The organism is Ruegeria sp. HKCCD4884, assembly GCF_013110855.1.
Taxonomy (GTDB): Bacteria; Pseudomonadota; Alphaproteobacteria; order Rhodobacterales; family Rhodobacteraceae; genus Ruegeria.
The window spans coordinates 22,423-43,851 of record NZ_WVRJ01000006.1; the positions used below are offsets into that span (position 1 = coordinate 22,423).

The following is a 21,429-nucleotide window of genomic DNA, read 5'->3' on the forward strand; positions in this document are numbered from 1 at the left end:
ATGAAGACCCGTGCATCAGCTGACCACACACATAAACGGGACCAACTGGGAGTAATTTACACATGAAAGCAACCAAAACCCTTGTGACAACGGCCGCCGTCGCCATTGCGGCGGGTGGTGTTTCTGCCGAGGAAATGACCATCGTTTCCTGGGGCGGCGCCTATTCCAAATCGCAGCTCAAGGCCTATCACGAGCCCTATTCGGAAAAGACGGGCGTCACCATTCTGAATGATGACAGCTCGGCCGAAGCTGTGGCCAAGCTGCGCGCGATGAACGAAGCGGGCAACATCACCTGGGATGTGGTCGACGTTGTGGCAGCGGATGCGATCCGTCTGTGCGATGAAGGTCTGGCAATGGAAATCGACCCCGACACCATGCTAGCACCTGCACCCGATGGCACCTCGGCCGCGGATGATTTCGGCGATCTTCTGGTGAGCGACTGCTTTATCCCGCAGATTGTGTATTCGACCACGTTCGGCTATCGCACCGATCTGGTTGGTGACACCCCGCCGACCGAGATCTGCGCGGTGTTCGACCTCGAGAACTATCCGGGCAAGCGCTCGCTTGAAAAGCGTCCGATCAACAACATGGAATGGGCTCTGCTTTGCGACGGCGTCGCCAAGGATGACGTCTATGACGTGCTGGCCACACCTGAAGGTCAGGATCAGGCCTTGGCCAAGCTCGACACGATCAAGGACAGCGTCGTCTGGTGGTCCGCAGGTGCCGATACACCGCAGTTGCTGGCCGATGGCGAAGTCATCATGGGCTCGACCTATAACGGTCGTCTGTTCAGTGTGATCGAAGAGCAGAAGCAGCCTGTCGCCATGCTGTGGGACGCGCAAGTGTTCGATCTGGACGGTTGGATCATTCCGGCTGGTCTGAGCGAAGAGCGTCAGCAGCGTGCTCTGGACTACATCATGTTCGCGACAGACACGCAGCGTCTGGCAGATCAGGCCAAGTACATCTCTTATGGCCCGGCTCGTGCTTCGTCCGCTCCGCTGGTTGGACAACACGCGGAACTGGGTATCGACATGGCGCCACATATGCCGACCGATCCGGAAAACGCTAAGAACACTTTCCTGTATAACTATGAGTTCTGGGCGGACTACCGCGACGACATCGACGCCAAATTCCAGGCGTGGTTGGCGCAATAAAAGCCTAATTTCATAAAACAGCCGGGGGCGGTGCGCCGCCCTTGGTCAACAAAACCCAAGGGGCTTAGATGACCGACGCAACCCAAAATGCGGGGCCGATGCTGGCGGCTGACGGAACGCCGCTCAAGCAATCGCTGGCGCGCTCGCTTCGGCGGCAAAAACTGCGGGCGCTGATGTTGGTTGCCCCGTTGCTGCTGTTTGTTCTGTTCTCGTTCATCGTTCCGATTGCGTCGATGCTGTTCCGCTCGGTGGAAAACGGCATTGTGCAGGAAACGCTGCCCCTGACCGTCGAGGCCTTGCAAAGCTGGGATGAAAACAGCGGCGAATTGCCAGATGAGGCCGTTTATGACGCCTTTGTCCAGGATATGGTCGTGGCTGTCGACAACAAGACACATACCCGACTGGGCTCGCGTCTGAACTACGAAGAGACAGGCATGTCCTCGATGTTCCGCCGCTCGGGTCGAAAAATGGGAAAGCTGGACCCCGAAACAGATGGGCCGTTCAAGGATCAAGTGATCGAAATCCACGAGGGTTGGGGGGACCCGCAGACTTGGGCGGTGATCAAGACACACTCGCCCGCTGTGACGAATGGATATTTCCTGAACGCGGTCGATATGCGCCGCACACCCGAAGGCGCGCAGGCGCAGCCCGAGGACAAGCAGATCCTGATCAAGCTGTTCGGACGCACCTTGTTCATGTCGCTGGTGATCACCGCGTCCTGTATCTTGTTAGCCTATCCGGTCAGTTACCTGCTAGCGACCCTGCCAATGCGGGTGTCAAACCTGCTGATGATCCTTGTTTTGTTACCTTTCTGGACCTCGCTGCTGGTGCGAACCTCGGCGTGGAAGGTCATGTTGCAACAACAGGGTGTAATCAACGAAACGCTAGTCTGGCTTGGCTTGGTGGCCGATGACGCCCGACTTGTCATCATCAACAACCAGATCGGTACGATCATCGCGATGACGCATATCCTTCTGCCCTTCATGATCCTGCCGATGTATTCGGTGATGCAGACGATCCCCGAATCTTACACCCGCGCCGCGAAATCTATGGGCGCGACGAACTGGACGACCTTCTGGCGCATCTATTTCCCGCAATCCATTCCAGGCATCGGCGCGGGGTCGATCCTCGTGTTCATTCTGGCCATCGGCTATTACATCACACCCGAGATTGTGGGCGGCACAAAAGGTGTCTTCATCTCGAACCGGATTGCGTATCACATCTCGTCCTCGCTGAACTGGGGGCTTGCGGCTGCGCTGGGCACGATCCTGTTGGCCGTCGTGCTGTTGCTATACTGGTGTTACGACAAAATCGTTGGCATTGATAACGTGAAGCTGGGATAATCGACATGGCCGCACTTACTCCGATTTCCCGCAAACCGATGTCCATGGTCCTGCCAAGCGTCGCGTTGGCAGGGGCTTTTGCCGGTGTTTTCGTTGGCGCAGGAAACGGTTCGATCTTTCTGGGCATTATTGGCGGAGCCGCCATTATCGCGGCGCTGGCCTGGATCTACATCGCTGTTCTGAAGAATGAGAACCTGGCCCGCTGGATCACCATCCTCGGCTTCGGCGTAGCCGGAATTCTGTTTTCGGGCCCGATGGGTGGCGTTCTGGGCCTGCTGGGCGGCTGGTTCTTCGCGTGGTTCATATTCTGGCTTTATGAGGGCCGCTATCGCCGCAAACTGCTGCCATATCTGACAGCGAAACAGGTTTTCTATCACTACCTGTTTCGCGTGATCTGTGGTGCGATCTTCGTCTTCCTGATCACGCCGATTCTGGTGGTGTTGCCATTGTCTTTCAATGCGCAAGATTTCTTTACCTTCACGCCCGAGATGCTGAGGCTTGATCCGGAAGGCTATTCGTTGAAGCATTACCGAGATTTCTTCACCAATAACGAATGGCAACGCAGCTTCAAGAACTCGCTGATCATCGCGCCGATTGCGACGGTTATTTCGGTAACGTTGGGAACGCTGGCCGCGATCGGGCTCAGCCAGTCTCACGTTCCCGGACGCCGCGCAATCATGGGAATTCTGATTTCGCCGATGATTGTGCCGCTGATCATCTCGGCGACGGGTATGTTCTTTTTCTACAGTGATATCGGGCGTTTCCTCGAAGGTACACTGGGCATGAACAAGAACTTCGTAGGCTATCTGAAAGTTATCCTGGCCCACGCAGTGCTGGGTATCCCCTTTGTGATCATTACCGTGACGGCGACACTGGTCGGCTTTGATCGATCTCTGACACGGGCGGCGGCCAATATGGGCGCAGGGCCTGTGCGGACCTTCTTCAAGATACAGATGCCATTGATATTGCCGGGCGTTATCTCGGGTGGCCTGTTCGCCTTCATCACATCATTCGACGAAGTAGTTGTGGTGCTGTTTGTCGGCTCCGCCTCGCAAAAGACGTTGCCGTGGCAGATGTTCACCGGCCTGCGGGAGCAGATCAGTCCAACCATTCTGGCGGTCGCGACAATCCTTGTGGTCCTGTCCATCGCCCTGCTGACGACGGTCGAACTGTTGCGACGTAGATCGGAGCGTCTGCGGGGTCTTTCGCCCGCTTGACGCAGCAAACCGTCTGATCTAACGATTCACCTGTTCATCTCTGCTGCGATGGCGTCGCGGCGACGAATGAGGTGATCGGCTCTCGGACCCCGAGGCCGCCTGTCCTGAACGCCGGGACATGTGGCCGGGAAATGCACGCCCGGCATAGATGAGAGACCAAGGATGACTGACATTTCTAACCGACCTCAGTTCTTCACCTGTCACAATGGCGACAAGGCCCCGTTGCCGTTCAGCAAAGCCGAGTATGACCGCCGTCTTGGCAAGCTGCGCGCCATCATGGCCAAGCGGGATATTCCGGTGGTGTTGCTGACATCGATGCAGAATATCGCGTATTATTCGGGCTTTCTATACTGTGCGTTCGGGCGCCCTTATGGCTGTGTTGTAACCCAAGACAACTGCACCACCGTTTCCGCCAATATTGATGCCGGGCAACCCTGGCGCCGGTCGGTTGAAGACAACGTGATTTATACTGACTGGAAACGCGACAACTACTGGCGGGCAGTTGCGAGCCTGATCGGGAATGCGAAACGGATCGGCGTCGAAGGCGACCACATAACGCTGGCGGCGCGCGACACGGCGCTGAACATGCTGGGCGAGCCAGAGTTGGTTGACATCGCCGCCGACACCATGGGCACGCGTATGATCAAGTCCGCGGAAGAAATCGAATTGATCAAGGGTGGAGCGCGCACTGCCGATGTGGGTGGCGCTGCGATCCATGCCGCAATCCGCGAGGGCGCAACCGAAATCGAAATTGCGATGGCCGGCCGAGACGCGATGGAAGTGGAAATCGCGCTGGCCTACCCGGATGCGGAATACCGTGACACATGGGTTTGGTTCCAATCGGGTTTGAACACCGACGGCGCGCATAACCCGGTCACCAAACGCGCGTTGCAAAAAGGCGATATCCTGTCACTGAACACCTTTCCGATGATCTCGAGCTATTATACGGCCCTGGAGCGGACCCTGTTCCTGGGCGAGCCGGATGCCGACAGTCTGCGCCTGTGGAAGGCCAATGTGGCCGCGCATGAACTTGGCCTGAGCCTGATCAAACCCGGCGCCACTTGTTCCGGTATCACCGCCGAGATCAACCGGTTCTTTGCCGACGAAGGCCTGCTTCAATATCGTTCCTTCGGCTACGGGCACTCGTTTGGTGTTCTGAGCCACTACTATGGTCGCGAGGCCGGTCTCGAACTTCGCGAAGACATCGATACAGTGCTGGAACCCGGCATGGTGGTCTCGATCGAGCCGATGCTGTGGATACCCGAAGGCCAGCCAGGTGCAGGCGGTTACAGGGAACACGATATTCTGGTTGTGGGCGAAGACGGAGCCGAAAACATCACCGGCTTTCCCTACGGGCCGGGGCACAACGTTATCGACGCCTGAGGTTTGGGGTGGCGCTTCGGCTCCACCCGCTTTTCATGTGCGTCGGGCACGTTCGTGAAAAATGAAACCCAGAAAATTCAGCAGAAGCTGCGCCGCCAGAATCTGAGTGCTTTCAGTGGGATCGTAGGCGGGGGCCACCTCGACCAGATCGATGCCGACCACGTCACCCCTTTTTGCCAGTCCCTGAAGGATTTCCAGAACGTCATAGTACAAAAAGCCTCCGTGGCTCGGAGTTCCGGTTCCTGGCGCGATCGAGGGGCAAAACGCATCGATATCGATTGTAACATAGTACCGTTTGCCTTTGGGAATGCGGTCAAGAACAGCCTCTGTTCCCAATCTGCGAACCTGCCGCACCGACAGGATGTCCGATCCGCGCGCACGCGCGTCGTCATACCCTTCCTTAGCGGTGGACGATACATTTCGAATGCCCAATTGGGTCATCCCTGAAACATAGTCTTTCTCGATCGCGCGGCGCATGGGATTTCCGTGCCCGTTGGTGACGCCATGACGTTCATCTACAAAGTCCAAATGCGCATCGATTTGAACAACGTGTATCGGGCCGTTTTCAGAGCAGTCGCTTTTAAATGCGGAAATGCAGGGGATGTTGACCGAGTGATCACCGCCAATCACCAGCGGAAGTGCCCCGGCCTTGAGAATTTTTTGCACGCCAAAGGCTATGTTCTTGTGGCTCGTCTCGGTCTTGGTGTGGACTATGTCCGCATCGCCCAGGTCGACGATCCGAACCGAGCTGTCCAGATAGGTCGCGTCATCCTCATGATCATAGGCGCCAGCATGGCCAAAGCTGAAAAGGGTCGATGCCTCTCGCACGGCCCGAGGGCCAAAACGGGCGCCGGGGCGCCATTGGGTTCCAAAGTCGAACGGTGCGCCGAGCACGCAAACGTCGGCGTCAATTTTGTTCCAGTTTTCGACATATGGAGATTTGCCAAAAGTCGAGATTCCTACGAAGGGTAAATTTAGCCGCCCAGACGCATATCCATGACCTTGCACTTGCATTCCTTTCACTGGAAGTGTCCCTTCCACTGCATGTGAACATAAGTAAGTACTGAATTGGAAGGTCTTGTAAGATGAACTTTGCTTGATAGAGGGAGGACGGTTGCGTAGCTTTTGCCCATGACCAGACCCGCCTCCTTCAAGTACTTCAAAGCCAGCCCCGAGATCATCCACCTAGCAGTAATGCTGTACTTCCGTTTCCCACTCTCGCTTCGGATTGTGAAAGCTTTCAAAGATGAACAGGTGGATGCCCTTACCCAGTTCGCTGAAAGTATGCGCCTTAGTCAAGGGACATATTTCGATACGGGTCCTTACTCCGGCCGCCGCCAACGCAACTATCGACCTGAACAACCAAGAAGGGAAGATCGCACGCGGTTCTGACGCTGCGCGAGGGCGCTTTCGACCGAGCTGTGCGTGGGTATGAAATCTTAGACCTCAAACGTCTGCGATGAAGCGCAAAGCTGCCATTTGGGCTAATTGCAGCGAAGGTCTGGGCCGAGCCCAAAGCGGTCACCTGTTTTAACGTTGACCTTATATTTTGTTTCTGGTGTTTAAATTGCTGGTTGGTAGTTTTTTTTTATCAAAATGAAGCAAAGTTCGCCTTCGTATTTCCTCTTTGATTGTGGAGGGCAGAACACCGGTAAAACTGCGCACAAGATTTCTTCTCGTCCTAAGTTTCACCTGCTTCTTCAAGCTTATCCAAAAATTTGTAGTCTGTTGGCGGATCGTCGCAAATACCTGGTCCACACTCCAACAGAGCTGAGCCTGCGTTGGCAACTCCCAAAGATAAGATCAATATGAACGCCGTTTTGGCCAACTTGCTTCCACCGAACCGCTCCGATGCCCTGACGTCCGCAGCCAGATCATATTGCTTTTCAAAGACAAGCATCACCGCGGTCCCGAGTATTATCAATCCGAAGGCTATGCCGGCCCAAGTGTAAAAATGCAGACCAAGAACCGGAGCCCCATAGTGCCCAGTGCCGGGCACAATATGTAGTAGGATTTGGCGGATCGAAACGCTGATGCCAAATATTGCTGCCACAAGGACTATTCCGTAATTCCGTGCACGCGTACCCCACAAGAGATTTAGCCCGAGCCCAAATCCCACTGCCACGAAACCGACACGCTGCAGTAAACACAACGGACAAGGTAGTTCGTAGAGAACAAGTTGAAAATAGAATGCGAGAACCAACACTAGGCAAACAGCCAGAACACCAAGCGCGTTCATATTTCGGGCAAATTCAGGTGACATGGAACAATCTCACAATTGGATTGAAAGCGGCGTTGTTGCATGAAATTTTAGCCAATAAACGCTCGCCAAAAGCGTTACTGCGAAGAGTGCGTATGAAAGGCGAACGAGTTTGTAGTAAGCGAGCCCCAAGGCGCATGTGAACAACGCAAATAGTAATGCAATCATATTGATCCCTTTGACTTTTTGGCCTTGTCGAGACTAGCAGGCACTGAGGACACCGTTTTCTTTTTCGAAAATAGGTTCTGAGCTCCAGAACAAATCTCGCATGATCTTCCGCCTTGTTTGAGATACTGCCCCCTTTGGGGTTTTACTCTAAGCCTCAGGATTCTCCGAAGAACTCCCGAGCTTGGCGAGTTCCTCCCAAACGCCTTCAGGGATGGGCCACTCTGCCCATTCCATTGCCTGTTGAACATGCTGAGGCCATGTCACTCCGCAAACCGTCGAAGTAATGTCGTCGTTTTTTAAAGAGTATTGCAACGCGACCGCTCCGACGGGGACATCGTAATGCCCGCATACCTCTTCAACAGCACGTATTGGCGCAAGTACTTCATCATCTGCAGGACGATAGACATAAAAGCGATGGGTCGCGCTTCCTCGGGCAAGTGCACCTCCGGAATAAGGTGCTGCGTTCAATATCGAAACGCCTCGAGATTTCGCGAGTTCTATCAAAGGTGTCGCGTTGTCGTTTACCAGCGTATGCCTGTTGTGAGTCATGACCACGTCAAAATCCCAACCCTCTAAAATTGGCATCATCAAGTCGATACGTCCCGCCGCGATTCCGACCGCCTTGGTCAGACCTTCCTCCTTGATACGGAACAACTCTTCAATCGCGCCACCCCGCCCTTTGACCTCAGATAGGTCACTTGCATATTCGAAATCATGGACGTGGAGTATATCAACGCTGTCGACGCTTAAGGCCGTAAGGCTTTCCTCGAATGATCTACGTGCCTGAGAACCATCAAAAGCACCGGTTTCCATGTCCCGGTCGATTTTGGTGGAAAGCACTCGCCCTTCCGGCCAACCACCAAGCTCACGAATGACTTTGCCTATGCGCTCTTCACTTCGTCCCATGGCATAGCAACGGGAAGTGTCCAGGAACGCATTTGGCTGCGAAAGAATTGCCCGAATTGTATCAATCGCGCGGTCTTCCTCAACTTCATACCCATAGATTTCCGGGATACTTCCCAACCCCGTCGATCCAAACCCGATGCGAGGAACCCGTATCCCAGTCTTGCCAATTTCGCGTAACTCTGCCATGCCACCCCCCCCAATTGGTTCAGGACATTCACAGATGTTGCGCCAGTAGTTTGTTGAAAACAAGTCAGGCTTTTTGCTGGAGTTACTCTCAGGCCTCAACGCAATCGTTCAAGCCGAAAATTCACAAAGCTTTTCGCGAATGGCAGAAATGTCCGCGTTGCCGACTTTGGAAGACCTGATGGGCCACGAAACAATGCGAATGACCGCTTTGAGCCCAAAGCGGACTACTAGATATCCGATCTCAGTAGGTGGCAAAAGAACCAGACTGTCGTTAGCAACCTTCGAGATGCAGCATTCGGATCGACAGCAAGTTCACGGCAAAAATATGAAAGTTTTCACCTGAAAATTTCCACTATTTGTTCTAGAGAGAAGTAACTGGACCACTTGCCAAGTTACGTTCAAGGCGACCTAATAGATTTCCAAAAAAATCCGCAGGACGACTCTCAACCTTTTTATGGAGCTTGTGAATGAATCAGGGTTCAAATGATAAAGGTCCCGCTCCAGGTTTCTGGGGGCTCACTTTCTGGTATCAGTTGGTCGTCCTTGTGTTCTTGACAATAGCGTCGTTAGTCCTCGCTTCGTCTGTACTGGTTCCCCTGTTTTTTGCGGCTCTCCTGTTCGTTCTCCTCACAGCGACTGCAGATCGCATTGGTAGATTCAAGATATTTGGAAAGACTGTCCCGAAGTGGTTTGCGCATTTGGCCGCAATTTCAATTGTGTTAATCGGCCTCTCGCTTGTTCTGTCGATACTATCCAGTCAAGCCGGTGAGGTTTCGGAAGCTTTTCCGCGCTACGAGGAACGGTTTTCCAGCATAGTAGCAAAGCTGGTTTCACTTGTTGGGCAAGACAACTATGCAGCCGCGGTAAAGGCTTTGGAACAAATCAACCTGGCTGGGTTCGCGACAGGAGTGATCGGGTCTGCTGGGGCGTTCCTAAGCGCTTTTTTCCTAGTGCTGCTCTATGTGCCATTCATGTTGGTTGAACGCGTTCCAATGCGCGCCAAAATCAAGCTCGCAATCAAAGACAGGGAAGCCGCTGAAAAAGTTCGTCGTGTTCTTGAGAGCACGTCGGACAGCATTCAAAAATATGTTGGCATCAAAACGCTGGTGAGTGCACTCACTGGCTTGGGCAGTTATACCGTGATGGCATCCGTCGGCCTGGACTTCTCTGAAACCTGGGCGGTTCTTGCGTTTTTGTTGAATTTTATCCCGACAGTCGGCTCTATCGTCGGCGTCGCGCTTCCTTCCATTGTCGCACTGGTACAGTTTGAAGAAATCGTGCCCTTTCTTGTGGTTCTGATTGGTTGTGGCGCGGTTCAATTCTCTATCGGCAATATCCTGGAGCCAATGCTACTTGGGAAAAGCCTGAATTTGTCGCCATTCATGGTCATTTTGGCGCTCACTTTTTGGACTGCGATCTGGGGCATTGCCGGAGCGTTGATGAGCGTCCCGATCACCGTGTGCATCATGATTGTGCTTTCGAATATCCCGTCTACGCAGCCAATCGCGATACTGATGTCCGGTGATGGGAAGATAAACGACACTGACGCAGTGAACAGCTAAGCGCGAGAGACGTTCGCCAAAATGGATGGCGGCTTTTTACCTGACTCTATCGGCGAGTGTATGTGCCAGCCCCGAATAAAACGTTGGAAACACCGTGCGAAGTCTGAGTTTAAGGAGAGACCCGCACTACTTACCGCTTGGGAAAACGAAGTTCAGCGCTTTTGGTTTAATTGAAACCTCAAAGCGTTGATCAATCATCGGTTCGCCGTCCAAATTCATATGAAACGGCTGGGAGGTTTCCAAAACCATAGATCTCAGACGAGAGCGTTGCACAACACCCTCTTCGGGGTCCGAAAAATCCGGTAGCCTGCCAAAGGGCAGGTTTTCTGGCATCAATCGCTCCGTGGAGAGCACGCTTAAATCGAGCAACCCATCGGAGATGTTCGCTTCTGGTGCCACGTCAAAACCGCCACCTGCATAGCGGCTGTTCGCAATCGCTATTGCGGAAATGGAAACGTCGTACGGGTCTTTTTCATCAATTGAGATCTTTGCTGGAACAGATTTTGCATCAGATAGGCGAGCAAGCCCAAACAGTGTGTACGCGAGGCCGCCGAGCCTTTTCTTCATTTCCTTGGGTGTCGTTGCAGTGATCATCGCTCCAAAACCGCCGCTTGCAACATTCACAAATGGACTGCCGTTTATGTATCCGACATCAATTGGTTGCGCGTCTTCCGATGCTGCAACTCGAACAGATGTTGCCAAGTCCAAACCCTTATCACCATACGACCGGGCGAAATCATTTGCTGTCCCCAACGGAACAAGACCTAGCGAGACAGGCGACCTTGACTTCAACTTCAAAACAGCATCCGCGACCGAGTTCAAAGTGCCGTCACCGCCGCCCGCGATCACCCTGGTTACGCCATCGCTTACGGCTTCTCGAAGGGTCTTCCTCAAGTCTTTTCCTGACCAAGGAATACAAACCCTAATGCCAAGCTCTTTTTCCAATGGGCGGACAGCTGAACGCAGATCGGGTCTTGCTGCGGACTTCCTATTGAGAACTAGCAGGGTACGTTTGGCCATAGTTCCAGCATAAAGCTCTAACAAGTTGGAGCAACCGCCTTAACATTTCTTAATGCAGGGGCGCTCCGGCAATTGAAACTTTATTTGCGCTAGCCAACCCCTAAATGACAGTAGTCAGCTTTGTCCGCAACTCGGACGTAGGTTCTTTTCAAATCAAAGTCCAGTTCCTGCATAAGCGGTCAGTGGGGCGTCAAAGTATACGTTGCCGCGTGCAGACCGGTACTGAGCGTCCGGTTTGAGCCGCTTTGTGGACATCCGACAAAAGTGTTCAGATGACCGCGTTGAGCCCAAAGCGGTCGCAGCTTCTGCGCACGAAACTTGAACAGATGGCGCTAGAGTAGGTTTGGCTCTTTTGAAGCATCAAGGCGACTTACCCGTTTTTATATCTGTAGCATTGCTTCGAGCTCGGGGATACCCATGCCATTATCGATGAAGGGCCGTTGTCGCCGCAGCCAACCTGAATGTCCAGCCAACAGTGGCGCATCTTGAACGGGGTACAATAAGTGCTTGGAGTAATTATAGAAGTTGTGAAGATCGTCTTCGCGATGTGCTACTTTGGCGGTCCCGCTCCTCAGATCCTTGGCGAACGAAACTGGATTAGTATAGGTGTTTAACCATGCACCGGTAGCCACGCTGCTGATCTGAAAAACTGGTTTAGAGAAAAAGCATCTCAAAAAGACAGTTTTTGAGTCCGTTACGGACAAGCCATCGACATGCTGCGCAAGCCTCCACGATGGGAAGCGCGCGTGCTGATCGGGAGTTACGAAGTGCACATTGGGGAGATGGGAGAAGCGTTTCAGAATTGTGTTCTCTTCTCCTGCACCGAATTTAGTCGGATGATCGGAAACCAATAGGTTAAAATCACTAAGGTGTTTCACCAACAAATCTACGAAATCCTCGTTTTTTGTCCTTAGGTCAACGGTTTGTAGCAACCGTGAACCAAGTTTTCTGGTGCTGTAACGAGCAATTGAGGTTGATGCGCCAAAGTGGATGCACTACCGGCTGGCTTAGCGGTCACACATGTTTCAGTTCCAGACATGCGGAAACTTAACAATCATTGACAATCTCTTCATTGACCAAACAATAAATGACGGAGCATGCGAACCAAAAAAATTACTCATTAGTGTGCGGTACAACAATTCAGTGTTGGGCAGTCACGAAGTGGCTCTATAAGTTTTAGGCTGTTTTGTCCGCAGAGCTGCCTTTGTAGAAGCCTGCAGCCAATTACTACTTCGAGCCCATACCTACCAAATGCTGCAAACACCATGAACGGCAGCAACTCGCACAAAGCGTTCATCGACATCAAAGCGTTATCGAAGACGTTTCAGTGAACCGCTACAATCGCTAAGAATGTATTGTGAGCTGTGTTGCTGGGATTATTGGCAACCAAAGTACTGACGCTTTGTGAATAGAAGTCGGCAAAAAAATTTTGCTGAATCCTACTAGGGCGTAAATAATGGTTTTGTTGAGGTTAAACATGGCGCTGTTCTAACTTCTGTATAAAACTTGTTTAGCGCCATTTTGGAGCATGACGGAACAGGCATTCAGCTGAAGCATGGAAATGAACTCATCCGGCTTGTGCCCCTGTTCAGCCATCGAGCCAGGACCGCACACGACGGTTGGAATGCCCAGGCTGGAAAGAACGCCTGCCTCCGTGCCAAAGGCCACATGGGTCGTGTCGCCGCCGCACCAGGACCGCGCGAGCGAGACCACCGGGTCGGATGCAGCCATAGACAGGCCGGGATATCCCGCCAAAGCCTGAAGCGAGATTTGCGCGGCAGGCGGAAACTCAGCCGTGACCGCCTCTGCCGCCTGCCGAAGCTGCACTTCGATCTCCTCCGGGTCATCTTCGGCCAGATGTCTGAACTCACAGAGAAGCGTAGCTTTGTCGGGGACGAAGTTCAGCGCTGTTCCGCCGGACAGCTGACCGACATGGAATGTCGTGTAAGGCACGTCATAGGCCGCGTTGCGGGCTCCGGTATCGCGCGCGACCTTCTGCATGCCTCGCACCTTGCCAACAAAATCGACTGCCACATGCAGCGCGTTGACAAAAGTCGGTGCCAGCGCGGAATGACCGACCTCTCCCCGAATGTCCGCACGATAAGCGCGCTTGCCTTTGTGACCAATGGCCACCTGCATCTCGGTCGGCTCACCAACGATGGCCAGTCGCGGACGTCCCAGCAGCGGTGGCAGACGGTCTTTCATCCGCGAAATCCCGACGCAGCCAATCTCTTCGTCGTAGGACACTAAAAGCTTCAACGGCGCTTTCAGGTCTCGGGCGTGCACCGCATCTGCGACGGCCAGCATCTCTGCCAGAAACCCTTTCATATCGGTCGTGCCGCGCCCGAAAAGCCGCTCGCCTTGTCGGGTCAGCTTGAAGGGCGGGACGCTCCAGTCTTGGCCTATAACTGGCACCACATCGGAATGCGCCGACAGCAGCAGGCCGCCGTCAACCGATGGCCCGATCTCGGCAAAAAGGCCCGCTTTCTCCTCCTCCGCATCAACAATGCGCTGCACCCGGAACCCGCGAGAGCGCAGAAAATCCTCGACATAAACGATCATGGCAAGGTTCGAGCGATCGCTGACCGTGTTAAAAGCGACCAATCGCTCCAGCACCTCCAGTGACAGCGTCACGTCAGCGCCTCCCCACTAATGGCGTCGAACGCGCCGGAGCGTACCTGATCCCGCGCATAGTCGATAAACGCCTGCACCGTGCGGGATTTCTCCGCGCCATGCGTGGTCAAAAGGCCCATGCGCAGCGACCGGACGGGCCCCGAGATCGGCACGCAGACCAGCGGGCTGCCATCCGGTGATATATCGCTTTGCGGCCGCACATTCGCGATGGAGTAACCGAAAGCATTGCCCACCATCGACCGCATCACCGCCATGTCACGCGTCCGCTCCACGATGCGGGGCTGTTGTACGGTCGCCGAGAACAGCGACAAGAAGTAATCCGCGCTGATCGGCAGATCGAGCAGGACCATCGGCAACTCCGCCAGATCGGCAATCGACACGGACGCGCGTTCGGCCAGCTCATGCCCAGCATGCAACAAGGCAAATGGAGTGAGACGTACAAGCCCGATGAAGTTCAGATCCGTCGGGATATCCATGTCATAGGTCAGCGCGATATCGATTTCGGAGCGCTGCAAGGCGTGCAAGATTTCTGCTTGGTTCAATTCCTTCTGGACGACCCTGACATCGGGGTAACCGCTTTCAAACCCGCGTCTGAGCCGTGGCAACACGAGTTGCGCGAAGGTCAGCAAACACCCCACCGCCAATGGGCCGCGCGCAACGCCGGAGATGTCAGCGGCTATGTTCGCGATCTCGCGCGCGCCATTCAGGACTTGGCGCGCTTGGTCAGACACCCTCTGCCCGCCTTGGGTGAGCGAAAGGCCCTGAGCGTGCTGACGTACAAAAAGCGAAATGCCCAGTTCGTCCTCAAGCTGGGTGATAGCTGAAGAGATTGATGGCGGCGACACATTCAACCGGTCCGCCGCTCGCGCAATGCTGCCGGTTTCGCCAACGGCGACAAGATACTCTAACTGCCTGAGGGTCAGCCGCGACATGTCAGAGCTCCGGAAAGGTCGCCGGATGAGCGGGTGTCGAGACAGCGCACCCCGTCAAGCCACGCCAAGGGCAGCATCTTGCTGGGCAAGCCATATCTGAAAGTCCCGGATAGTGCCTTCATAGTCATCCCCGGCCAGCGGACCTTCGACTGCATGGGCAGAATGCAGCGAGACCTGCATGCGCTCAAGCTTTTCCCGGTCCTCCCGATTGACCTCTTCCCAAAGCGCGATGCGCTGCTGGATCGTGTCATGATCCAGATTGTCGCGATATACGGACATGGTCCATTTGACGCGGATCAGGTTGGCGTGGATCGGGAAGATCGACAACGACACCAGCAGACTTGCGGCCTGACTGGCGACTTGGGTCGGGAACTTGGCAAAAAGGGAAGACCTTTTGCGTTCCGCCTCACTCAGCCCCGGAGCCCCGTCCCCGCGCGGTGTAATGTTGTCGGGGTAATTTGCCGCATAAGACGTATAGCCATCCCCGCTTATCAGCTTGCGGGACAGCCCTGACGGCGTATAGCCATGAAGCGTTTGCGGATGGACCACGCTCAGGTGATAGCCCTCCATGAAGTTCTCAACGAGGCATTTCCAGTTGGTTTGCCAGTCTTCCTCTGCCACATGAACGAGGCGGAAGTCCGCCGTCTTGTAAGGCGCCAGCATGTCGTCGAGTTCGGCGTGCTCAAAAGGTTTCGCGCTTGCGTCAAGGTTCACGTAGATGAAGCCGTTCCAAAGCTGCACCGTGTGTTCCGGCAGCTTGCAGGACTTGGCATCGAATCCGGCATTTTCCATTCGCGGCGCGCGCAGCAGGCCGCCATCACGCCCATACGCCCATGCGTGATACGAGCAGACAAAACGCTTCGTGTTGCCACGCCCCTCCGCCAGCGGCATACCGCGGTGGCGGCAGACATTGGCCAGCACCCGAACGGCGCTGTCATCGCCGCGCACCACGAGCAACGGTTCATTCAAAATCTGCGCGGTAAAGAAGTCACCTGGCTCCGGGACTTCATCAACCCGGCCCAGACAATGCCAGCCGCTGCGCAAAACAGTGCGCGCCTCATGCTCGAACTGGTCCTGCGACGTGTAAAAGCCTCCGGGCATTCCCATAGGCCGGTCCGGAGGCAAAGCAGCCAGAGTTTGAAGTTTATCTCGCAGATAGGTCATGCCATCCTCCTGTGTGCTGCTGTTCATGCGTCGCCCGGAACCCCGTAGGAAGGCGCCGCGCCGGGGTCCAGCGCGCGCCGCACGTAATCGTCCAGTTGCGGCTTGTACATATCCCAGGAGGTGGCCATCGCATCGATCGGGCACTGCTCCGTCCAATCGCAGCGCAGATCGGCCACGGGCCACGCGACCTGATCAACCAGCAGCATGCCAGCAGAGTGCACCGGCCCAGCCTCACCGCCTGCGTCGAGGCCTGCGCGCATCGCAGCAATCAGGCGGTCGCCCAGATGTCCGATCGAAGCCTCAAAAGCAGCAACGATTGCAGCCGGAACACCGTCATGGGCCAGCAGGTTACCGCCAGAGGCGACATTGATCCCCTGCGCCTCGTTCCAGTTGCCCAGAACGTTTTTTCCAGAATGAATGGCCGTGCTCCCGGCTGCATCAATTGCCAAGAGCTGTCGGTACTCGATATGCGCAGCTTCGCTTGTGACTGTATGTACCGCATCGGCTGCCGACGCGCCCTGTTCCATCAGATCCAGCGTCACCGGCCCAAGGCGCGGGTCGGTCACGTTCTGGCTGGCAACGGCCCCAACGCCCGCGCGCGCATAGGCACAGCGCGCCGCCACGGCGGGCGAGGAGGAGGAAATTGCCATGCCAAACATCCCGGTTTTGGCGCAACGGGCCACGAGTGAAAAAGTCATTGCGCCTAATCCGGGATCACAGCGGTAGCATCGATCTCCACCAACCATTCGGGGCGCGCAAGCGCCTGCACGACAAGCCCCGTGGACACCGGATGCACGCCTTTAATGTATTCGCCCATCGTGCGATAGACCGCCTCGCGGTTCCGCACATCGGTGATGTAGACGACAACCTTGACCAGATGCGCCATCTCGCCACCGGCCTCTTCGATCAACTGCTGGATGTTTTGCATCACCTTGTGGGTCTGCTCCCTTGGGTCATGGCTGTCGATGTTCTTGGCGTCGTCCAGATTCTGCGGGCATTGCCCCCGCATCCAGACGGTGCGCCCGCCGCGTGTGACAACCGCCTGACAGAGATCGTTGTCGAGCGACTGTTCGGGATAGGTATCGGCGGCATTGAAACACCGGATTCGCTCATGAGCCATGTTGCGCCGCGCTCCCTGCATCAATCTTTGCCATCAGATATTGAGCGAAATCGTAATTGGGACGCTCCAGATGGCTGAGGTGTCCGGGCGTGGCGGCATCCGAGCACAGCCCGTTATAGACCTTCTCTGTGCATCCCCGATCCTCGACATTTACATCATCCAGCAGCGCTTTAAGCGCTGTGAAGTTCTCTTGTGCGTTCGGATCATCAGCAAAATCGTTCGACATGCCGCCGCCAAAACGAATATGTACCTGACCAGGGCCTTTGGGGTGCAGAGACAGATACCAGAAATAGCCCGGTGTCAGCGTGATCATCAAGCTGGGATAGAGCGCCAGAAGGTAGGTCGTGCGCCGCTCATCGCCGTGGAGCCGGTCATTCTCCGGATGCGCCATCGCAATGCGCAACGATTCATCTTTCAGGATCGTATGATAATTGAACGCTGCATGGCCCGGCGGACAGATCATATCCTCTAACCGCGACAGGCCGCCAATCGTCCCGGCATGGCACACCGGCAGATGGTAGCTCTCCATGAAGTTTTCGGCTAGCACCTTCCAGTTCGTGTCCCAGACATGCTCTTCGTAAAACGCTTCCGAGTAGTTGGCCATGTCATAGCCTTCAATCATGCGGGCCACTTCGGACAGTTGCTCCGCCACTGGGGCGGCCTCGGGATCAAGGCAGACAAACACCCAACCCAGCCACTCTTCGCAGCGCACCTGCGGCAGCGCGTAGTGGTCTTTGCAAAACCCCTCGTTCTGGGCCATCGCAGGCGCGCCACGCAACTTGCCGTCAAGGTTGTACGTCCAGGCATGATAGGGGCACACGATCGTCTTGGCATTGCCACGCCCGTGCAAAAGCGTGGACATGCGGTGTAGGCAGACATTGCTCATGGCGCGCAATTCACCGTCGCGATCCCGAAGCACGACGATCGGCTGATCCGCCAATTCGCACGCGACGTAATCCCCCGGTGCCGCCAACGCGTCGGCGCGCCCTACGCAATACCAATCCTTGTGAAAGATATATTCGAGCTCTGCATCGACAAAGCTCTCCTCGGTATAAACCTCTGTTGGCATAGCGCGCGCGCGCTCAAACGGGACCGAGGTATTTTTCCTCAGGGCATCTATTGGATCCACATGGTCTTTCGGCATGAACACACTCCTGATCTGAGCCGTTGGCCAACGCTCCGCGCATAATTTAACGGCTGTGGCGGCAAACAAAGAACAAGTCCAGCTTATCGATGATTAGACAAAAACTAATCGACATAAGGCAAGAGAAAATCAATGTCTGTCCAGGGCGCATGGCGGGACAAGGTCAGCGCCCTAAGAGTGTTCAATGTGCGAAGGGTCTGTAGCATGGAAAAGTTCGACGCTGTTGTTATTGGCGCTGGCCAGGCGGGCATAGCAACCAGCGAACACCTGCGCGCTCAAGGCATTGAGCATGTCGTCTTGGAGCGCGGCCGTATCGCCGAACGCTGGCGATCCGAAAGATGGGACTCGCTGGTTGCGAACGGTCCTGCCTGGCACGACCGTTTCCCCGGCATGGCTTTCAGCTGCGAAAGCGACAGCTTTCCTGACAAGGAAAGCGTCGCCCGTTACTTTGAAGATTATGCTCAGCTGATCGACGCGCCCGTGCGCACCGGTGTCACGGTGGAAAAAGCCCGCCCCCATGCTGATCGGCCGGGATTTCTGATCGAGACGTCGAGGGGTACACTCGAAGCACGCCACCTCGTCAGCGCCACGGGCCCATTCCAGAAACCCGCCATCCCGCAAATCATTCCGCAGACCACGGACGTCACGCAAATGCACTCGACCGCCTACCGAAACCCCGGCGCCTTGCCGGACGGCGCGGTTCTAGTAATCGGCGGCGGATCGTCTGGCTCGCAGATTGCAGCAGAGCTGCACGAGGCCGGGCGCAAGGTCTTCTTCTCCATCGGCCCGCACGACCGGCCGCCGCGCAGGTACCGTGGCCGCGACAATGTTTGGTGGCTGGGTGTGCTGGGCATTTGGAACCTCGACACTCCGGCACCCGGCACCGAACACGTAACAATCGCCGTCAGCGGTGCGCAAGGCGGAAAAACGGTAGATTTCAGGCACCTTGCAGACCGTGGGATCACGCTTTTGGGCATGTCTTCAGGGTATGAGAACGGTATCTTGCAGATTGCTGACGATCTCAAAACCAACCTCGACGCGGGTGACGAGAACATGCTGTCCTTGCTGAAGGCGGCAGACGCCTACGTGGCACGAACAGGGATGGATTTGCCGGAAGAGCCGGAGGCGTGGACTATTCCAAACGATCCGGATTGTGTCATCAACCCAATCCGTGAACTCAACCTCGCGGATCACGGCATTGGAACAATTATTTGGGCCACCGGTTTTCAGTTCGACTATGGGTGGCTCGAAGCCGACACGTTGGATGAACGGGGCCGCCCGATCCATCAACGCGGTGTCTCGCCGGTTCCCGGGCTATATTTTGTGGGATTGCCCTGGCAATCGCGCCGCGGGTCCTCGTTCATTTGGGGTGTTTGGCACGATGCAAAGTTCATCGTCGATCAAATCGCTATTCAAGAAAACTACTTGGCTTACCGGCCGGCACCTTTGTAATTTTTCGTCGATCCGGTAGAGAAGTTCTATCCTCTCGCAAACATCGACAAAAAACTAGCTGAGCCGCAACCAAGATTTCAGCCAGCTTCGTTACCATTTGAATTGGCAATGCGCCTGAACCGGAGATCTGCACGTGTTATCGGAACGGCAGGTTTGTCCGCATAGTAGTCGTTCAGGACTTTTCAGCAAACGTATGCATAAAGCTCAAAACGGACATGGATGAGCGATTAGCTTGCCGCTGTCTGAGGTTTTGTATTCGGAAAAATCAAAAAAATTTCGGTGGTGGGCTTCGGTTGGCAGCTGTGGTGTTTCTCAGGAAATTTAAAAAAAATTTTTCGGAGGGGTGACAGGCTGTGGGTAGGCCCAGCTCCACTGGACCCGGTGTATTTGTCGGGGTGGGGGGGCATTTTCGGGATTTTCTCTGGCCTGATAAAACCCAGAACCGTGGCCTGCCTCTCGATCGAATAAAAACCTCGCTGCATTCTGGTACCAGGTCGATCTCTTTGTGCACCCCGATCGCTATTGGTTTGGGGTTTCGAGGGCCTGCGCGGTTTGCTTGCATCGCTCATGACGGTTCTTGACACCGCCCCAATCGGCGCGCGGCGCATCCACGGGCGCGCGCGCTACAGAAAGGCAGCAGAACAAAGAAAACTTGAGGTTTCTCATAAGGGGACATGCGTGTGTGTTTTAGTAGGTCCATTTCCCCGTAAGAGAGTTGAATATTTTCTGAATTTTCTGCCTTTGTTGCTTTCTAATCGCGCACAGCGCCCCTGAGAAAATCGGTTAACGCTCTTTCTTGGCTCGGCAAATCACCGATAATCACCTGTCGGTCACTGTTGGATTCAGAAACCTCCAAATCGAATGCACCACAGGTACGAAGTTGGTTCCAGAGGGCCTTTCCGTATGGAACGTTGTATCGCTCGTTGCCGTGACAGCGCGCCCATTCTTCATAAACCTCGCGAACTCTCCGCCTAGAAACCGTGAATGAGTGCCCCTCCCAGCCCGTTCCGATTGGGTTATCTTCGCCGTTTGCTTTCGAGAACGATGCCCGCCCAAAATCGTTGGGTAGTTCGCCATCTTCGACGATGCTGGCCCACCACCGCTGCGGCCCCGTGAGTGACCTAGCGCGCTGTTCCAAGGTCGCTTCCGTGATCACGCGGTCAGCCATTGGGTTGAAGCCGGACACGTCGCGGTCGAGCATTTTTTGCAGAAAGTGCGCCGCACCGTCGCCGCGAATGTGGTCGTGCAGAGGCTTGAAGTATTCAGTGTCGTCTTTCCGATGGTCTGCGACCTCGCAGACCACCACGCGGCGGTCGTCCACGTCGATTTGGATTGCATGGTCCCGGTTGGTTGCGGCCACGATGCCCATCGATGAGGCCACAGAAAAGCTGTCTATGCCTTTCGGCTCAATTGCGATGGTTCCTCCCGTCACGCGGCGTTTAAGCTTCTGCGCCGCCCGTTTATCGCCCGCGAACAACGCCTCATCAGCGAACACATAGCAGGCGTTTGCGAGGTGCTTGTTGAACTTGCCGGTCAGTTGCTCCGCGTCATCGACCAGCAGCCCGTGCTGCCCGAAAATCCGCATCATCAGGTCTTCGAGAATGATGCCTTTCCCGGTTCCCTGCCCAGACCGGAACACCAGCATCGTACCCATCACACGGGTCGGGTTTTGGACTTTGAGCGCGAACCAGTCCATAACGTACTCATATAATTCCACGTCGCCTGCGCACAGCACGTCAAAAATGTGGTCGAGGATGATCTGGCAGTCACCATGCTTCGGTACG

Annotated in this window: 19 protein-coding genes and 1 pseudogene; 7 read left to right on the forward strand and 13 right to left on the reverse strand. The window is 55.2% G+C overall.

Features of this window, described 5'->3' with window-relative positions:
* Positions 1 to 62 precede the first annotated feature (62 nt).
* From GS636_RS10405 to GS636_RS10420, 4 genes are all read left to right on the forward strand, one after another.
* Positions 63 to 1,154 (forward strand): extracellular solute-binding protein, encoded by a 1,092-nt coding sequence (locus GS636_RS10405; protein ID WP_171669415.1) that lies wholly within the window; start codon positions 63 to 65, stop codon positions 1,152 to 1,154.
* Positions 1,155 to 1,222: 68 nt separating this feature from the next.
* Entirely contained in the window at positions 1,223 to 2,497 is a 1,275-nt protein-coding gene (locus tag GS636_RS10410; RefSeq protein WP_171186589.1) for an ABC transporter permease, read from the forward strand.
* 5 nt (positions 2,498 to 2,502) lie between these two features.
* The gene (locus GS636_RS10415) at positions 2,503 to 3,714 is read left to right on the forward strand and encodes an ABC transporter permease (RefSeq protein ID WP_171186587.1); all 1,212 of its coding nucleotides are present in this window, start codon (positions 2,503 to 2,505) and stop codon (positions 3,712 to 3,714) included.
* A 162-nt stretch (positions 3,715 to 3,876) separates the two neighbouring features.
* Positions 3,877 to 5,097, forward strand: coding sequence for an aminopeptidase P family protein (locus GS636_RS10420; protein WP_171186584.1), 1,221 nt, complete (start codon positions 3,877 to 3,879; stop codon positions 5,095 to 5,097).
* A 33-nt stretch (positions 5,098 to 5,130) separates the two neighbouring features.
* On the opposite strand, the gene speB is transcribed toward GS636_RS10420, so the two are convergent.
* Positions 5,131 to 6,105 carry an agmatinase gene (gene speB, locus GS636_RS10425; protein WP_171186683.1) on the reverse strand — a complete coding sequence of 325 codons (975 nt, stop codon included), beginning with the start codon at positions 6,103 to 6,105 and terminating at the stop codon, positions 5,131 to 5,133.
* A 123-nt stretch (positions 6,106 to 6,228) separates the two neighbouring features.
* Here speB and GS636_RS22675 point away from each other — a divergent pair.
* Positions 6,229 to 6,351: pseudogene (locus GS636_RS22675) on the forward strand (IS6 family transposase); the annotation flags it as partial.
* Positions 6,352 to 6,778: 427 nt separating this feature from the next.
* Here GS636_RS22675 and GS636_RS10430 read toward each other — a convergent pair.
* The 3 genes from GS636_RS10430 to GS636_RS10435 form a co-directional block, all read right to left on the reverse strand.
* Positions 6,779 to 7,360 (reverse strand): disulfide bond formation protein B, encoded by a 582-nt coding sequence (locus GS636_RS10430; protein WP_171669416.1) that lies wholly within the window; start codon positions 7,358 to 7,360, stop codon positions 6,779 to 6,781.
* A 9-nt stretch (positions 7,361 to 7,369) separates the two neighbouring features.
* On the reverse strand, positions 7,370 to 7,525 hold the full coding sequence (locus GS636_RS22680; RefSeq protein ID WP_253284635.1) for a DUF5993 family protein: 156 nt from the start codon (positions 7,523 to 7,525) through the stop codon (positions 7,370 to 7,372).
* A gap of 147 nt (positions 7,526 to 7,672) precedes the next feature.
* A complete protein-coding gene (locus GS636_RS10435; RefSeq protein ID WP_171669417.1) occupies positions 7,673 to 8,617 on the reverse strand; it encodes an aldo/keto reductase in 945 nt (314 codons plus the stop codon).
* 467 nt (positions 8,618 to 9,084) lie between these two features.
* On the opposite strand from GS636_RS10435, the gene GS636_RS10440 reads away from it, so the two are divergent.
* Positions 9,085 to 10,179: an AI-2E family transporter gene (locus tag GS636_RS10440; protein ID WP_171669418.1), complete on the forward strand. Its 1,095-nt coding sequence runs from the start codon at positions 9,085 to 9,087 to the stop codon at positions 10,177 to 10,179.
* A 126-nt stretch (positions 10,180 to 10,305) separates the two neighbouring features.
* Here the strand turns inward: GS636_RS10440 and GS636_RS10445 are convergent, their stop codons facing one another.
* From GS636_RS10445 to GS636_RS10480, 8 genes are all read right to left on the reverse strand, one after another.
* Positions 10,306 to 11,199 (reverse strand): YegS/Rv2252/BmrU family lipid kinase, encoded by an 894-nt coding sequence (locus tag GS636_RS10445; RefSeq protein WP_171186577.1) that lies wholly within the window; start codon positions 11,197 to 11,199, stop codon positions 10,306 to 10,308.
* Positions 11,200 to 11,579: 380 nt separating this feature from the next.
* Positions 11,580 to 12,077 carry a hypothetical protein gene (locus GS636_RS10450; RefSeq protein WP_171186575.1) on the reverse strand — a complete coding sequence of 166 codons (498 nt, stop codon included), beginning with the start codon at positions 12,075 to 12,077 and terminating at the stop codon, positions 11,580 to 11,582.
* A gap of 610 nt (positions 12,078 to 12,687) precedes the next feature.
* On the reverse strand, positions 12,688 to 13,833 hold the full coding sequence (gene argE, locus GS636_RS10455) for an acetylornithine deacetylase (RefSeq protein ID WP_171669419.1): 1,146 nt from the start codon (positions 13,831 to 13,833) through the stop codon (positions 12,688 to 12,690).
* Complete coding sequence (locus GS636_RS10460) at positions 13,830 to 14,765, reverse strand: LysR family transcriptional regulator (RefSeq protein ID WP_171669420.1); 936 nt, start codon at positions 14,763 to 14,765, stop codon at positions 13,830 to 13,832. The genes argE and GS636_RS10460 overlap by 4 nt, the downstream gene beginning before the upstream one ends.
* A gap of 54 nt (positions 14,766 to 14,819) precedes the next feature.
* Positions 14,820 to 15,929 carry an aromatic ring-hydroxylating dioxygenase subunit alpha gene (locus tag GS636_RS10465; protein WP_171669421.1) on the reverse strand — a complete coding sequence of 370 codons (1,110 nt, stop codon included), beginning with the start codon at positions 15,927 to 15,929 and terminating at the stop codon, positions 14,820 to 14,822.
* 23 nt (positions 15,930 to 15,952) lie between these two features.
* On the reverse strand, positions 15,953 to 16,627 hold the full coding sequence (locus GS636_RS10470; protein ID WP_171186567.1) for a DUF1028 domain-containing protein: 675 nt from the start codon (positions 16,625 to 16,627) through the stop codon (positions 15,953 to 15,955).
* A gap of 5 nt (positions 16,628 to 16,632) precedes the next feature.
* A complete protein-coding gene (locus GS636_RS10475) occupies positions 16,633 to 17,049 on the reverse strand; it encodes a RidA family protein (protein ID WP_171186565.1) in 417 nt (138 codons plus the stop codon).
* A complete protein-coding gene (locus tag GS636_RS10480) occupies positions 17,039 to 18,193 on the reverse strand; it encodes a Rieske 2Fe-2S domain-containing protein (protein ID WP_171186563.1) in 1,155 nt (384 codons plus the stop codon). Before GS636_RS10480 ends, GS636_RS10475 begins: the two co-directional genes overlap by 11 nt.
* Before the next feature lie 204 nt (positions 18,194 to 18,397).
* On the opposite strand from GS636_RS10480, the gene GS636_RS10485 reads away from it, so the two are divergent.
* A complete protein-coding gene (locus GS636_RS10485) occupies positions 18,398 to 19,645 on the forward strand; it encodes an NAD(P)/FAD-dependent oxidoreductase (RefSeq protein WP_171186560.1) in 1,248 nt (415 codons plus the stop codon).
* A 751-nt stretch (positions 19,646 to 20,396) separates the two neighbouring features.
* Here the strand turns inward: GS636_RS10485 and GS636_RS10490 are convergent.
* A complete protein-coding gene (locus GS636_RS10490; protein WP_171669422.1) occupies positions 20,397 to 21,341 on the reverse strand; it encodes a primase-helicase family protein in 945 nt (314 codons plus the stop codon).
* Positions 21,342 to 21,429: the final 88 nt, after the last annotated feature.

Excerpts from the sequence above, each read along its gene's own strand:
- GS636_RS10405 (WP_171669415.1), top strand. The coding sequence starts at position 63 with ATGAAAGCAACCAAAACCCTTGTGACAACGGCCGCCGTCGCCATTGCG.
- GS636_RS10410 (WP_171186589.1), top strand. The coding sequence starts at position 1,223 with ATGACCGACGCAACCCAAAATGCGGGGCCGATGCTGGCGGCTGACGGA.
- GS636_RS10415 (WP_171186587.1), top strand. The coding sequence starts at position 2,503 with ATGGCCGCACTTACTCCGATTTCCCGCAAACCGATGTCCATGGTCCTG.
- GS636_RS10420 (WP_171186584.1), top strand. The coding sequence starts at position 3,877 with ATGACTGACATTTCTAACCGACCTCAGTTCTTCACCTGTCACAATGGC.
- GS636_RS10430 (WP_171669416.1), bottom strand. The coding sequence starts at position 7,360 with ATGTCACCTGAATTTGCCCGAAATATGAACGCGCTTGGTGTTCTGGCT.
- GS636_RS22680 (WP_253284635.1), bottom strand. The coding sequence starts at position 7,525 with ATGATTGCATTACTATTTGCGTTGTTCACATGCGCCTTGGGGCTCGCT.
- GS636_RS10435 (WP_171669417.1), bottom strand. The coding sequence starts at position 8,617 with ATGGCAGAGTTACGCGAAATTGGCAAGACTGGGATACGGGTTCCTCGC.
- GS636_RS10440 (WP_171669418.1), top strand. The coding sequence starts at position 9,085 with ATGAATCAGGGTTCAAATGATAAAGGTCCCGCTCCAGGTTTCTGGGGG.
- GS636_RS10445 (WP_171186577.1), bottom strand. The coding sequence starts at position 11,199 with ATGGCCAAACGTACCCTGCTAGTTCTCAATAGGAAGTCCGCAGCAAGA.
- GS636_RS10460 (WP_171669420.1), bottom strand. The coding sequence starts at position 14,765 with ATGTCGCGGCTGACCCTCAGGCAGTTAGAGTATCTTGTCGCCGTTGGC.
- GS636_RS10465 (WP_171669421.1), bottom strand. The coding sequence starts at position 15,929 with ATGACCTATCTGCGAGATAAACTTCAAACTCTGGCTGCTTTGCCTCCG.
- GS636_RS10470 (WP_171186567.1), bottom strand. The coding sequence starts at position 16,627 with ATGACTTTTTCACTCGTGGCCCGTTGCGCCAAAACCGGGATGTTTGGC.
- GS636_RS10475 (WP_171186565.1), bottom strand. The coding sequence starts at position 17,049 with ATGGCTCATGAGCGAATCCGGTGTTTCAATGCCGCCGATACCTATCCC.
- GS636_RS10480 (WP_171186563.1), bottom strand. The coding sequence starts at position 18,193 with ATGCCGAAAGACCATGTGGATCCAATAGATGCCCTGAGGAAAAATACC.
- GS636_RS10485 (WP_171186560.1), top strand. The coding sequence starts at position 18,398 with ATGGAAAAGTTCGACGCTGTTGTTATTGGCGCTGGCCAGGCGGGCATA.
- GS636_RS10490 (WP_171669422.1), bottom strand. The coding sequence starts at position 21,341 with ATGGACTGGTTCGCGCTCAAAGTCCAAAACCCGACCCGTGTGATGGGT.